General features: G+C 69.7%; 14 protein-coding genes. 8 read left to right on the top strand and 6 right to left on the bottom strand.

Translation table 11 applies throughout. The features are described from left to right. Positions 1-47: 47 nt before the first annotated feature. The gene (locus RM1_RS11365) at positions 48-617 is read left to right on the top strand and encodes a TetR/AcrR family transcriptional regulator (protein WP_072751455.1); all 570 of its coding nucleotides are present in this window, start codon (positions 48-50) and stop codon (positions 615-617) included. Positions 618-620: 3 nt separating this feature from the next. Here RM1_RS11365 and RM1_RS11360 read toward each other — a convergent pair whose 3' ends face one another. Both RM1_RS11360 and sepH read right to left on the bottom strand, forming a co-directional pair. After that, positions 621-1,682, bottom strand: a complete 1,062-nt coding sequence (locus RM1_RS11360; protein ID WP_072751454.1) for an alpha/beta fold hydrolase — start codon at positions 1,680-1,682, stop codon at positions 621-623. 87 nt (positions 1,683-1,769) lie between these two features. After that, positions 1,770-2,639 (bottom strand): septation protein SepH, encoded by an 870-nt coding sequence (gene sepH, locus RM1_RS11355; protein WP_174562943.1) that lies wholly within the window; start codon positions 2,637-2,639, stop codon positions 1,770-1,772. 240 nt (positions 2,640-2,879) lie between these two features. Here sepH and RM1_RS11350 point away from each other — a divergent pair, with 240 nt between their 5' ends. From RM1_RS11350 to RM1_RS11340, 3 genes are read left to right on the top strand one after another with little or no spacing between them, the layout of a single operon-like run. Further along, positions 2,880-3,614, top strand: coding sequence for a hypothetical protein (locus tag RM1_RS11350; protein WP_072751452.1), 735 nt, complete (start codon positions 2,880-2,882; stop codon positions 3,612-3,614). Next, entirely contained in the window at positions 3,615-4,100 is a 486-nt protein-coding gene (locus RM1_RS11345) for a nucleoside deaminase (RefSeq protein WP_072751451.1), read from the top strand. 40 nt (positions 4,101-4,140) lie between these two features. Further along, positions 4,141-4,530 (top strand): RidA family protein, encoded by a 390-nt coding sequence (locus RM1_RS11340; RefSeq protein WP_072751450.1) that lies wholly within the window; start codon positions 4,141-4,143, stop codon positions 4,528-4,530. A 56-nt stretch (positions 4,531-4,586) separates the two neighbouring features. Here the strand turns inward: RM1_RS11340 and RM1_RS11335 are convergent, their stop codons facing one another. Further along, positions 4,587-6,032 (bottom strand): flavin-containing monooxygenase, encoded by a 1,446-nt coding sequence (locus RM1_RS11335; RefSeq protein WP_072751449.1) that lies wholly within the window; start codon positions 6,030-6,032, stop codon positions 4,587-4,589. A 241-nt stretch (positions 6,033-6,273) separates the two neighbouring features. Between RM1_RS11335 and RM1_RS11330 the strand changes: the two genes are divergently transcribed. After that, complete coding sequence (locus RM1_RS11330) at positions 6,274-6,462, top strand: hypothetical protein (protein WP_027500952.1); 189 nt, start codon at positions 6,274-6,276, stop codon at positions 6,460-6,462. A 2-nt stretch (positions 6,463-6,464) separates the two neighbouring features. On the opposite strand, the gene RM1_RS11325 is transcribed toward RM1_RS11330, so the two are convergent. The 3 genes from RM1_RS11325 to RM1_RS11315 all read right to left on the bottom strand — a co-directional run bounded on the left by RM1_RS11325 (position 6,465) and on the right by RM1_RS11315 (position 9,440). Then, a complete protein-coding gene (locus RM1_RS11325; RefSeq protein ID WP_072751448.1) occupies positions 6,465-6,995 on the bottom strand; it encodes a hypothetical protein in 531 nt (176 codons plus the stop codon). A 153-nt stretch (positions 6,996-7,148) separates the two neighbouring features. Beyond that, on the bottom strand, positions 7,149-8,264 hold the full coding sequence (gene serC / locus RM1_RS11320; RefSeq protein ID WP_027500951.1) for a phosphoserine transaminase: 1,116 nt from the start codon (positions 8,262-8,264) through the stop codon (positions 7,149-7,151). Between the two features lie 51 nt (positions 8,265-8,315). After that, positions 8,316-9,440, bottom strand: a complete 1,125-nt coding sequence (locus RM1_RS11315; protein WP_027500950.1) for a citrate synthase 2 — start codon at positions 9,438-9,440, stop codon at positions 8,316-8,318. 289 nt (positions 9,441-9,729) lie between these two features. Between RM1_RS11315 and pdxH the strand changes: the two genes are divergently transcribed. The 3 genes from pdxH (at position 9,730) to RM1_RS11300 (ending at position 12,684) form a co-directional block, all read left to right on the top strand. Further along, on the top strand, positions 9,730-10,380 hold the full coding sequence (gene pdxH / locus RM1_RS11310; RefSeq protein WP_072751545.1) for a pyridoxamine 5'-phosphate oxidase: 651 nt from the start codon (positions 9,730-9,732) through the stop codon (positions 10,378-10,380). Next, complete coding sequence (locus RM1_RS11305; protein WP_072751447.1) at positions 10,377-11,654, top strand: MFS transporter; 1,278 nt, start codon at positions 10,377-10,379, stop codon at positions 11,652-11,654. Before pdxH ends, RM1_RS11305 begins: the two co-directional genes overlap by 4 nt. A gap of 82 nt (positions 11,655-11,736) precedes the next feature. Then, positions 11,737-12,684, top strand: coding sequence for an aldose 1-epimerase family protein (locus RM1_RS11300; protein WP_072751446.1), 948 nt, complete (start codon positions 11,737-11,739; stop codon positions 12,682-12,684). Positions 12,685-12,724: the final 40 nt, after the last annotated feature.

Below are 12,724 nucleotides of genomic sequence, written 5' to 3'. Positions count from 1 at the left end.
TACGCGTAGGTGTCCGATACTGCCACCGAGTGTTAGACAATGTCTACGTGGACGACGAACCGCTGCGGGACAAGCTGGTCAGGTGTGGTGTCGAGCTGCTCGAGCGGGAGGGCATCGAGGGGGTGAGCCTGCGCGCGATCACCAGGGCGGCGGAGGTGTCGCACGGCGCCCCGCGCCGGTATTTCCCGACCCACAAGGCGCTGCTCGCGGCGATCGCGGCGGAGGGCCTTGCGGACCTCGCGGTCGCGGTCCGGTCGGCCCTGGTCGGCGGCGAGCTACCGGCCAGGGACCGGCTCGTGGCACTCGGGTGGGCCTATGTGCGCTTTGCCGATCGTCGGCGGGCGATGTTCGAGCTGATGTTCCGTCACGACCTGCTCGAGGGCTCGGGCGCGGAACTCCGACGCACGAGTCTGCCGCTGTTCGAGTCGCTCGTCGCGCTGGTGGACGAGGCGACCGCGGGAAGCGCGGACGCTCGGGAGCGGGCGCTGGGGATCTGGACGGGACTGCACGGGATGGCCGTGCTGGCGGCCGACCGGGCCCTGCAGGTCATCGGGGACCCGCAGGGCGCGGCCGCCCTCGTCGGCCGGACGGTGGACGCGCACCTCGCCACCGGGTGAGGCTCAGACCAGCTGCGGCGCCGTCTCGCTCAGGAATTCGTCGAGGTGCGCCCAGGTGGTCTGCTTCGCGCCAGGGCCCGCGAGCAGTCCGAGGTGGCTGCCGGGCGCGGTCTCGAAGCGGACCGAGGGCGCCCCGGTCAGCACGTCGGTGATGCGCGCGACGGAGGCGACCGGCGCGATGACGTCGTCGGTGCCGCCGACCGCAAGCACCGGCACCGACAGTGCGGACAGCTCGACCGTGCGGGATCCGAGCCGGAACTGCCCTGCGGTCAGGGTGTTTCCCAGGATCAACTGGGTGCAGACCTGGTGGAAGAATCGGGCCGGGTAGCCGGGCATGGCGGCCATGAACTTGTCGATGGACTCCATCCTGGCCAGGGTCTCGGTGTCGTGCAGGTTGCGTGCGATGAACCACGGCTTGGTCAGCTCGCGCTGCAGCGCGGTGACCCGGTAGCTGGCCTGCACCACGGGGGCGGGCAGGCCGCCCAGCGCCCAGGTGGCCGCGGTGAGCGGCCGGTCTCCCGTGATCCGGCCGATGGCCCGCAGCGGCGCGATGGCCGTGATCTCCCGATAGTCGACCGGGGTGCCGATCGCCGAGATGGACCGGATCGGGAGGTCGGCGTGCGCGGCCCCGGTGAGCAGCGAGATCGTCCCGCCCAGGCTCCACCCGATCAGGTCGACGGGTGCGCCGTCGTGCAGCTCGGAGACGTGCCGCACGGCCTCGGGGATGATGTCGTCGACCCAGGCCTCGAAGCCGAGACCCCGGTCCGCGGAGGTCATGGTGCCGTAGTCGACAAGGTAGGGCGTGCGACCGCGCTCGAGCAGGTGCGCCGCCAGGCTCTGGCCCGGACGCAGGTCGTAGCACTGGGCAGGTGCGGCGAGCGGGGGCACCAGGAGGACCGGGTTGGCGCCGATCTGCGGGCCGAACCGGTGCAGGTCGCGGTGCAGGCCCTGGGTGATCTGCTCCGACGGGGTCGGCTCGGCCGCCTGGATCCCGTCGCCGAACGTCAGGCCCCATGCGTTCCGGGTCACCGTGTTCAGCCGCGGACGCCAGTCGAAATCCAGCACAGTCTTCCCCCTGCTCACTCTGGGCACTTAGTGTTACTCGGCGTAACTCTAAGTGATCCCGGTGGCGGGAGCGGGCCCGGGTATCGGTCAGCCGCGACCGCTGCTGCGCACGCCGAGCAGGACGTCGTCCCAGGACGGCAGGGAGGGCTTGCCGCGCTTGTCCTTGGCGCCCTGGTGCTGCGGCGCCGGCTTCGGCTGGTGCTCCTCGTCCTCGGGGTGGACGATGTCCTCCTCCTCGAAGAGGGAATCCATGGCGCCGGGTTCCAGTGGCTCGGACTCCGCCATCTCCTCCTCGACCTCGGCCTCGATCACGGCTTCGAGGACGGGGGAGTGCGGGTCCTCGGCGGCGATCGGGGCGAGTCCGCGCAGCGGGCGCCCGAAATCGGGGTCGATCAGGTCGGTCGCGGCCGCGTCGAGTGGTGCGATGGTGCCGCCGTGGGAGTCCGGCTGGAAACGCCAGTGCGCCGCATTGCGGGTGCGCCCGGCCTGCCATTCGAGTTGGGCGATCCAGTGGCCCTCGTCGTCGCGCCACGCGTCCCACTGGGCCTCGTCGAGGTTGTGGCCGCGGGCGCGGAAGGCGAGGCCGACGATCTCGGCCAGGGTGAGGACGGTTGGGCCGTTCTCGCGCACCGGGTGACCGGCCTGCGCCATCTCGGCGGCACGCGAGCGTTCGAGCAGCACCGGGTGCGCGAAGCTCTCGATCTTCTTGACCGACACCCCGGCCTCGGTCGCCACCTGCTCGACGGTGGCACCTGCTCGGATGCGGGCCTGGATGTCGCGCGGTCGGATTCGGCTCTCGGTCTCGATCTCGATCTGCCCGAATCGGGCGACGTCGCCCCTCGAGGCGGCGCGAAGCTTGTCGTCGGCGGGTACGCGAAAGCGTTCGCCGCTCTCGCTGTCGGCACACACGATGTGCGTTCCGTCGGGCTCAAGTCCGATCACTCGAAGTTCTCGCACCGTGACCTCCCTCATCGCGTAGCTCGCGATTTCGCCCTTGCCGACTGTAATCGACCCGTGATGGGGGTCGGGTCAGGACACGCCTCGCCCGGTCGACCGGTTTGATTCGGGGCGCGCTATTGTCTCTGGCCGAAATTCTGTCGGAATCGGGTCTACCCTCAGGGAATCGGGCGTGGTCGGACCGGCGGGGGCAGGGCGATGATCGAGAAGGCTCCGGAGACACGGGCAGGTTCCTCGCCAATGCGCCGAGCGTGGGATGCGCTCGGGGCGATGCTGGACGGCCCGCTGACCGGGCTCGCCCCGTGGATCGTGCTCGCGGTCGTCGAGGGGCCGGGGCGCCTCGCCTGGGCGGCCGGGATCGCGCTGTCCCTCTCGGTGTTGTTCGTGGTCGTCGATCTGCTGCGCGGGCGGTCCCTGAAACTGCTCGGCGTGATCGACGTCGTGTTCTTCGCGGCGCTGTTGGTTCTCCATTTCCTGCTCGACGAGGCGGGGCAGGACTGGATGGAGACCTGGATCGGCGAGATCGCGAACATCACGCTGGTCGTCATCGCGGTCGGCTCGATGCTGGCCCGGATGCCGTTCACCATCCAGTACGCGCGCGAGGAGGTGGACGAGCAGTACTGGCAGACGCCGCGGTTCCTGCGGATCAACTACGTGATCACCGGCGTGTGGGCCGCGGCGTTCCTGGTCGCCGCGATCGCCGGGTTCTACGGCGATGCGGTGCTGCGCGACAGCGACAACCTGTGGACGGGGTGGGTGATCCAGACCGCGGCGATGCTGATCGCGCTGCAGTTCTCGGCCTGGTATCCGGAGGATCCGCGGCCACCGCTCAGCGCGCTGCTGGCCCCGCTGGCGGTGTGGCTGATCCCGGTCGGCATCCTGATCCTGACCGCCGACGACGGCCCCGGCTGGTTGGGGTACACCTTCATCGCGGCGGGGATCGCCGCACAGGCATTTCTGCGAAAGGATGAGTAGATGACTGGCCTCGATGCCGATGACCTCGCGCACCTGCGCAGGGCGATCGAGCTCGCGAACGAGACCGGGGAGGCAGGCAACCGGCCATTCGGCGCGGTGGCGGTCGGCGCGGACGGCCAGGTGATCAGCGAGGGTGCCAATTCCGTTGCCACCTCCGGTGACGTGACCGAGCACGCGGAACTCGACGCCATCACCACCGCGTGCGCGGAGGGCCGCACGGACGACCTGGTCGGCAGCACCGTGTACGCGAGCGGGGAGCCGTGCCCGATGTGCGGCGCGGCGATGGTGTGGGCGGGGGTGAGCCGGGTCGTGTTCGCGGCCTCGGCCGCGGAGTTCGGCGCGATCCTCGAGAGTGGACCGCGGTTCGGCCTCGGGTGTGCCGATGTCATCGCGTCCGCCGATGCCGGCATCGAGGTGAGTGGACCCAACCTCGGGGACGAGGCGCTCGACCCGTTCCGGCGATTCGTGGCGGCGAACCCGGACTAGCCTGCGGAAGGCGACTCGGCGGCCTGACAGAATCAGCGCCATGTCGAATCGAAACAACATCTCGTCCGGCTCCGACTGGGAGTCGAAGATCGGATACTCGCGGGCCGTCCGCATCGGCCAGCAGGTGTCGGTGTCCGGTACCACCGCGTCGGGCCCCGACGGCCCGGTCGGCGGCGACAGCCTCGCCGAGCAGACCCGTGAGGCGGTCAGCCGGATCGTCGCCGCCCTCGCCGAGGCGGGCGCGAAGCCCGAGGACGTCATCCGCACCCGGATCTACCTCACCGACATGAGCCGCTGGGAAGAGGCCGGTCTCGCGCACGGTGAGGTCTTCGGCGAGATCCGCCCCGCCACCACGATCCTCGAGGTGAGCGCGCTCATCGATCCCGCCCTGCTGGTCGAGATCGAAGCCGACGCGATCATCGCGGAGTAGATCTCCACTCGCTGCACCAGGTCAGCCCCCGACGTGATGTCGGGGGCTGACCTGTTTCAGGAGCTGAACTGCATCGCGTCGTCCTCGAGCCGACCGTGCCGCAGCGTCACCACATCGTGCGCGTAGCTCATGCCGAGCTGCCACGGCGCCTTGGTGCCGGTCCTGGGGAACTCGTCGATCGAGCGCTGGACGTAGCCGGCGGCGAAATCGAGCAGCGGCCGGGTGGTCAATGACGGGTCGTCGTTGGTCGGCACGCACACCGTGTGACCCTGCCGATCCATGTGCGCGAGCAGCCTGCACACGTAGTCGGCGACGAGGTCGGCCTTGAGCGTCCATGACGCGTTGGTGTAGCCGACCGTGAAGGCGAAGTTGGGCACGTCGCTGAGCATCATGCCCTTGTAGGCGAGGGTGTCCGGCAGCGACACCTCGCGGCCGTCGACGGTGAACTCGATCCCGCCGAACGCGAGCAGGTTCAGGCCGGTGGCGGTCACGATCACGTCCGCCGCGAGCTCCTGGCCGGACTCGAGCTCGAGTCCCCGCTCGGTGAAGGTGGCGATCCGGTCGGTGACCACCGATGCCCTGCCGTGCCGGATGGCCCGGAACAGGTCGCCGTCCGGCACCAGGCACATCCGCTGATCCCAGGGGTTGTAGCTCGGCGTGAAGTGGGTGTCGATGTCGTACCCCGCGGGCAGAGCACGCTGCTGGGCCCTCCGGAGGTACCACTTGACCAGGCGCGGCTGCCGCTGGCTGAGCTGGTAGGTGAAGGTGGAGAACGCGACGTTCTTCCATCGGGCGATCGGGTAGGAGAGCCTGTCGCCGAGCAGACGCCGCAGCCCGTTGGTGGTCGGGTCCTTGGCGGGCAGGGCGGCGATGTAGGTGGGGCAGCGCTGGAGCATCGTCACGTGCTCGGCCCGGTCGGACATAGACGGGACCAGGGTGACGGCGGTGGCGCCGCTGCCGATGACGACGACCTTCTTGCCGGTGTAGTCGAGATCCTCGGGCCAGTGCTGGGGATGCACGATCCGGCCCCGAAAGCGGTCGGTGCCTTCGAAATTCGGCGTGAATCCCTGGTCGTAGCGGTAGTAACCGCTGCAGACGTACAGGAAGTCGCAGGTGACCGTGACAGTGTCGTCCCCGTGGGTCGCGTCGACGGTCCACCTGGCGTCCTCGCTCGACCACCGGGCGCGGACCACGCGGTGTCCGAAGCGGATCTGCTTGTCGATGCCTGCCTCGCGGGCGGTGTCGCGGACGTACTCCAGGATGGCAGGGCCGTCCGCGATCGATTTCTCGTCCGTCCAGGGTCGGAACCGATAGCCGAGCGTCTGCATGTCGGAGTCCGACCGGATCCCGGGGTAGCGGAACAGGTCCCAGGTGCCCCCGATGGCGTCGCGGGACTCGAAGATCGCGAACGATCGGGCGGGGAACTTGGCCTGGATCTGGTGGGCGGCGCCGATCCCGGACAGTCCGGCACCGACGATCAGCACGTCGATGTGTTCGGTCACGGCGGACCTCCTCGGAGATGGTCAATGTATGTGTGATCGACGGTACCGCATATGTTTCGGTTCCGGCGTGGCGGGGATCGGCGCCGGGTGTTCAATCGGCCGCCTGCCAGCAGGTATCTACGTGTGATTGAGGACACAACTATTGAGGCGAGGCCCTTGTGTACCTTTACTTAGGCAGCCCTAATGAAGGGCATGCTAAGTCTTCTGTCGTGTTCGCCGTAGTTGTCAGGATCGATCTCCCATGTACGACATCTTCACCCTGGCCCGTGCGGCCGACGCCGTTGCCGACCTGTTCGACGACCCGACATTCCTCGCCGACACGGCCCGCCGTGCATCCGCGGAGGAGGCAACCGCCTTCTCCGCGTTGCTCGAGGCGGCGGGCCGCGACGACATCCGAGCGAGTTTCCTGACCACGATCACCGGGCCCTAGGGCTACCCACCCGCGCCGTTGTTCGGGTTGGTGCAGATGGTGCCCTCACAGGGGACGTCGGTGCCGTCGCCGTTCGGGTTCTGCATCACAGCGCCGCCGTTCTGCTGCGGGTCGGTCCCGGCGCCGTGGTTCGGGTTGGTGCAGATGGTGCCCTCACACGGGACGTACTTTCCGCTGCCGTCGGGGTGCGGGATGGCGTCCGGCGCCACGTAGCTGCCGATGGGGCACCCCGGATCCTGGTTGCGCGCACAGTATTCGGTGCTGAGGTTGTTGCCGGTGGAGCCGTCCGCGCCGACGGGTCCCGGCGCAGGCGACACCACCGGTGCGGGCGAGACCGGGCCGGGCGACACGGGAACGACCACCGGCGGCAGTGCTGCCGGGCTCGCGGGCGCGGCAGTGGTGGTCGGCGCGGCCGTGGTCGACGTCGCCGCCGAAGTCGTGGTCGTGGACGTGTCCGAGGAGTCGCTCCCACATCCCGCGGCGAACGCGGTCAGGGTGAGTGCGGCGAGGACGACGAAACTGCGTTTGAACATGAAACGATTCCCTCCCAATCGATGTCAGTCGCTGCCGATCCTGTCATCGTCGGGTCGAGATGTGCGCCAAGTCGCCGTGAGAGCAACTCGCGTCACAAAGCGGTCAGCCCCCGGCAGGAAGTGCCGGGGGCTGACCGATGTGCTGGGTTCGACTCAGAGCTGGCCGACGACCCAGTCGATGCTCTTGGTCAGCGCGGTGACGTCCTCGGGGTCGATCGCCGGGAACATGCCGACGCGCAGCTGGTTGCGGCCGAGCTTGCGGTACGGCTCGGTGTCCACGATTCCGTTGGCGCGCAGGATCTTCGCCACCGCGGCGGCGTCGATCTTGTCGTCGAAGTCGATGGTGCCGACGACCTGCGAGCGGTGCGCCGGATCGGCCACGAACGGGGTGGCGAACTCGCTGGCCTCGGCCCAGTTGTACAGGCGCGAGGACGAATCGGCGGTGCGCTTGGTGGCCCAGTCCAGGCCGCCGTTGCTGTTCATCCACTCGATCTGGTTCGCGAACAGCAGCAGGGTGGCCAGCGCGGGCGTGTTGTACGTCTGGTCCTTCGAGCTGTTGTCCACCGCGATCGGCAGCGACAGGAAGTCCGGGGTCCAGCGGCCCGTGGACTTGATCTCCTCGACGCGGGCAAGGGCGGCCGGGCTCATGATCGCGATCCACAGCCCGCCGTCGGAGGCGAAGCACTTCTGCGGGGCGAAGTAGTAGACGTCCGAGTCGGCGATGTTCACCGGCAGGCCGCCCGCACCGGAGGTGGCGTCGATCGCGATGAGCGCGTTCTCCGAGCCGGCCGGACGCGACACGGGGATCGCGACACCGGTGGAGGTCTCGTTGTGGGCCCAGCCGATGAGGTCGACCGACGGGTCCGACACGGGCGCGGGCGCGCTGCCCGGCTCGGCCGAGACGACGATCGGGTCACCGATGAACGGGTTGGCCTTGGCCACCGACGCGAACTTGGAGCTGAACTCGCCGTTGGTCAGGTGCAGGGACTTCTCGCGGATCAGGCCGAACGCGGCCGCGTCCCAGAACGCCGTGGTGCCACCGTTGCCGAGCACGACCTCGTAGCCCTCGGGCAGCGAGAAGAGGTCGGCCAGGCCGGAACGCACCCGGGCGACGACGTCCTTGACCGGCTTCTGACGGTGGCTGGTGCCGAACACCGAGGCGCCCACGTCCACGAGCGACTGGAGCTGCTCGGGGCGGACCTTGGACGGTCCGCAACCGAATCTGCCATCGACGGGCTTGAGGTCGGCGGGGATGATCGGGGTGGTCATCGGTTCGAGTTCCTTCTCGTTTTGGTGATGCGAACGGGTAGAGGGCCCGAATCAGCCTGCGATCTGGTCCCAGCCCTGGACGGACTCGGGGGTGCGGGGCTCGGGTCCGGTGTAGATGGCGGCCGGGCGGACCAGCTTGCCGAGACGCTTCTGCTCCATGATGTGCGCACACCAGCCCGCGGTGCGGCCACAGGTGAACATCGCGGGCATCATGTGCGCCGGGACCTCGGCGAAGTCGAGGATGACGGCGGCCCAGAACTCGACGTTCGTCTCGATCGCGCGGTCGGGGCGACGCTCGCGCAGCTCGGCGAGGGCGGCCTGTTCGAGTGCGGCGGCGGCCTCGTAGCGGGGCGCGTTCAGGCGCTTGGCGGTGGCGCGGAGCACGCGGGCGCGGGGGTCCTCGGCGCGGTACACGCGGTGCCCGAAGCCCATCAGCTTCTCCTTGCGGTCCAGGATGCCCTTGACCAGCGCGCGGGCGTCGCCGCTCTTCTCGGTCTCCTCGATCATCGGGAGGACGCGGGCCGGGGCGCCGCCGTGCAGCGGGCCGGACATCGCGCCGATGGCGCCGGAGAGCGAGGCCGCGACGTCGGCGCCGGTGGAGGCGATGACCCGGGCGGTGAAGGTGGAGGCGTTCATGCCGTGCTCGGCGGCGGAGACCCAGTACGCGTCGATGGCCTCGGTGTGCGCCGGGTCCGGGTCACCCTTCCAGCGGGTCATGAAACGTGCGGTGACGGTGGGGCATTCGTCGATGACCTTCTGCGGCACGGCGGGCTGGTAGACGCCGCGGGCCGACTGCGCCACGTAGGACAGCGCCATCACCGAGGCACGCGCGAGCTGCTCGCGGGCGGTGTCGTCGTCGATGTCGAGCAGCGGCTGGTATCCCCAGATCGGCGCGAGCATGGCCAGGCCGGCCTGCACGTCGACGCGGACGTCGCCGGTGTGGATCGGCAGCGGGAACGGCTCGGCGGGCGGCAGGCCCTGGCCGAACTGGCCGTCGACGAGCAGGGCCCAGACGTCGCCGAAGGTGACGCCGCGAGCGACCAGGTCCTCGATGTCGACCCCGCGGTAGCGCAGCGCGCCACCGTCCTTGTCAGGCTCGGCGATGTCGGTGGTGAAGGCGACGACGCCCTCGAGACCGCTGACAAAATCCTCGGGTACTGCCGCGCTCGCTGCCATTGCTCGTGGACTCTCCTCGTCGTCTTCGGTATTCGCCCGGTCCGGGCTGCTCCGCCTAAGTCATCGCCGTCGTGCGGGGCGCATGCATGGTGTGCAGGCTCTACGCCGCCGTGACTGGTAGCCCTGCGTCGCGGGAATCGCGGGTGCGATCCATGGTCGACAGGGTGGGTCAGGTCAAACTCTAGCCCGTTGCGTGGCGTGGGTGAGCGGCACGTACCCGGGAGTAACGTCATCGGCTGTGTCACCCGATTCCGAGCCCGAGTCCGCCGCGAACCCCGATCTCGCCGCGATGCGGGTCGGCTATGCACACCAGGACCCGAATCCTGCTGTGCCGGAGGGCAATCTCGGTGCGGGATCGCTGCGAGGAGGGTGGTACCCGCTGCTGCGCCGGTGGCTGGACCAGGCCCGCTCGTCGGGTATCGCCGAGCCCAACGCGATGGTGCTGGCCACGGTCGACGCCGCGGGCAGGCCAGCCTCGCGGACGGTGCTGTGCAAGGGGCTCTCCGAGGACGGGCTGGTGTTCTACACCAACTACGAGTCGAACAAGGCGCGTGAACTGGCCGCCTTCCCCTATGCGTCGGCCACCTTCTCCTGGATCGCGTTCGCCCACCAGGTGACCGTCAGGGGATCGGTCTCCCGGGTGGACCCGGCGGTGACCGAGAAGTACTGGCGCACCCGGCCACGCGGGTCTCAGCTCGGGGCCTGGGCCTCGCGCCAGTCGAGTCCCATCGACTCGCGCGGCGCGCTCGAGGCGCAGCTCGCCGACGTCACGGCCAGGTTCGCCGACGTCGACGACGTGCCGGTGCCCCCGAACTGGGGTGGCTTCCTGCTCCGGCCGGACAGCGTCGAGTTCTGGCAGGGCAGGGCGAACCGGATGCACAACCGGGTGAAGACCACGCTGACGGACGGCGTCTGGACCTCGGAGCGACTGCAGCCTTGACCGAGGTCACCCGCAGGCGGCTGCTGGCCGACGTCACGCCGCTGCAGAACCAGGACTTCCGTCGGCTGTGGGTGGCGAGCATCGTCACCGTGATCGGCGCCCAGATCAGCGTCGTGCTGGTGCCGCTCCAGGTCTACGAGATCACCAGGAGTTCGGCCTATGTCGGATTGACCGGCCTGTTCGGGCTGGTCCCGCTCGTTGTCTTCGGGCTGTGGGGCGGCGCGCTCGCCGATGTGATGGACCGCCGCAGGCTGATGACGATCACGACGATCGGGCTCGCGGTCACCTCGGTGCTGTTCTGGGTGCAGGCCGCGGCAGGGGTGAACAACGTCTGGCTGGTGCTGGCGCTGTTCTCGCTGCAGCAGGCGTTCTTCGCGGTGAACTCGCCGACCCGCAATGCGATCATCCCGCGACTACTGCCCTCGCGGGCGCTGCCCGCCGCCAACTCGCTCAACATGACGGTCTTCCAGTTCGGCGCGATCGCGGGCCCGCTGCTGGCGGGCGTGCTCGTCCCGTTGACCGGGCTGGCGGTGCTCTACCTGGTCGACGCGATCGCGCTGATGGCGACGCTGTGGGCGGTGCTGCGGTTGCCCGCGCTGCCGCCGACCGGACCCACCACGAGGGCAGGCCTCCGGGCGGTGCTCGACGGCTTCGCGTACCTGTCCACGCAGAAGGTGCTGCTCGCGTCGTTCGTCGTCGACATCATCGCGATGGTCTTCGGCATGCCGAGGGCGCTGTTCCCCCAGATCGCGCACGAGAGCTTCGGCGACCCGCTGAGCGGCGGTGCCGCGCTCGGCCTGCTGTTCGCGGCCATGTCGGCCGGCGCCGTGATCGGCGGCGTGTTCTCCGGCTGGCTACCGGGGGTCAGATACCAGGGCAGGGCCGTGGTGGCCTGCATCGTGGCGTGGGGCCTGGCGATGGTGGGCTTCGGTGTCGCGGTCGGGTTCGCCACCCCTGACGGCAGCCCGGTGCTGCTGTGGGTCGCCCTCGGCTTCCTCGCGTTCGGCGGTGCCGTCGACATGGTCTCGGCCGCGTTCCGCAGCACCATGCTCCAGCAGGTGGCGACCGACGAGATGCGCGGACGGCTGCAGGGGGTGTTCATCGTGGTGGTCGCGGGCGGGCCGCGGATCGGCGACGTCCTGCACGGCGCGGCGGCCTTCGCCTTCGGCACGGCGGTCGCCGCGGCTGGCGGCGGGGTGCTGGTGGTGATCGGTGTCGGGCTGGCCTGTCTCGCCTTCCCGATGTTCCTGCGGTATCGGGTGCGGCGCGACTGATCGTCCGGGGCGGCGGCTTTGGCGGGATGGGTGCCGTCGCGCGCCGATTGGTGGACACTGTGTGCCATGTGCGAGTCGTGTCATGTCTGAGTCCGTCAACGGCGCCGTTCGCTCGTCCGGTGTGCGCAGCTTCAAGATCGAGCACGGTGACTACCGCGCCGAGGTCGTCTCCCGCGGGGCCGGTCTCCGGCTGCTCGAGATCGGCGGCAGGCCGCTCACCGAGACATCGCCGGTCGGGGAGAAGGCGCCGCTGTCCGCGGGCCTGGTGCTCGCGCCGTGGCCGAACCGGATTCGCGACGGCTACTTCATCTTCGACGGCGTCGAACACCAGCTGGCGATCACCGAACCCGCCAGGAACAACGCGATCCACGGGCTGGTCCGCCGCGACGACTGGGAGCTCGAGGAGCACACCCCGACCAGGGTGCGGCAGAGCATCCGCGTCGGCCTGCACAAGGGCTGGCCCTACCCGCTGCAGCTCACGACCACGCACGAGCTGGGCCCGGCGGGCCTGACCGTCACGCACACGGCCGCCAACATCGGGGCGATGCCCGCGCCGTTCGGGATGGGCGTGCACACCTTCGTCCGGGCCGGCGACACCCCGCTCGACGAGTGCACCCTGCGGCTGACCGCGGGCACCCGGCTGCCGCTGGACCAGGAGCGGATGCTGCCGGTGGGCAACTCCGAGTCCGTCTACGGCACCGACTTCGACTTCACCGCACCGCGTTCGCTCGAAGGGGTCTGGCTGGACACGCCGTTCAGCTCGATCGTCCCGGATCCGGACGGTCGTGCCCGGCACGAGCTGCGCGCGCCGGACGGGTCGGGCGCGGTGCTGTGGACCGACCGCCAGTTCGGCTGGATCCAGGTGTTCACGGCGGATCCGGAGCGCGGCCAGGGCTATCCGGGCCGCGGCCGTGCCCTGGCGATCGAGCCGATGACCTGCCCGCCGGACGCGTTCAATTCGGGCATCGACCAGGTGGTGCTCCGGCCCGGCGAGACCTGGACGGGGGCCTGGGGTCTCGGCGCGCTCTAGTGGCAAATCCCACTCGGCGCGGACCCTCCCTGGGCAAGTT

This window comes from Rhodococcus maanshanensis NBRC 100610, from assembly GCF_001894865.1.
GTDB classification, from domain to species: domain Bacteria; phylum Actinomycetota; class Actinomycetes; order Mycobacteriales; family Mycobacteriaceae; genus Rhodococcus_G; species Rhodococcus_G maanshanensis.
The sequence above is the reverse complement of the archived record's forward strand: the minus strand, read 5'-3'. Positions and strand labels throughout refer to the sequence as shown.

Coding starts and splice junctions, on each gene's coding strand:
- RM1_RS11315 (WP_027500950.1), bottom strand. CDS start 9,440: ATGGCAGCGAGCGCGGCAGTACCCGAGGATTTTGTCAGCGGTCTCGAG.
- RM1_RS11345 (WP_072751451.1), top strand. CDS start 3,615: ATGACTGGCCTCGATGCCGATGACCTCGCGCACCTGCGCAGGGCGATC.
- pdxH (WP_072751545.1), top strand. CDS start 9,730: ATGCGGGTCGGCTATGCACACCAGGACCCGAATCCTGCTGTGCCGGAG.
- RM1_RS11300 (WP_072751446.1), top strand. CDS start 11,737: ATGTCTGAGTCCGTCAACGGCGCCGTTCGCTCGTCCGGTGTGCGCAGC.
- RM1_RS11325 (WP_072751448.1), bottom strand. CDS start 6,995: ATGTTCAAACGCAGTTTCGTCGTCCTCGCCGCACTCACCCTGACCGCG.
- serC (WP_027500951.1), bottom strand. CDS start 8,264: ATGACCACCCCGATCATCCCCGCCGACCTCAAGCCCGTCGATGGCAGA.
- RM1_RS11330 (WP_027500952.1), top strand. CDS start 6,274: ATGTACGACATCTTCACCCTGGCCCGTGCGGCCGACGCCGTTGCCGAC.
- RM1_RS11340 (WP_072751450.1), top strand. CDS start 4,141: ATGTCGAATCGAAACAACATCTCGTCCGGCTCCGACTGGGAGTCGAAG.
- RM1_RS11350 (WP_072751452.1), top strand. CDS start 2,880: ATGCGCCGAGCGTGGGATGCGCTCGGGGCGATGCTGGACGGCCCGCTG.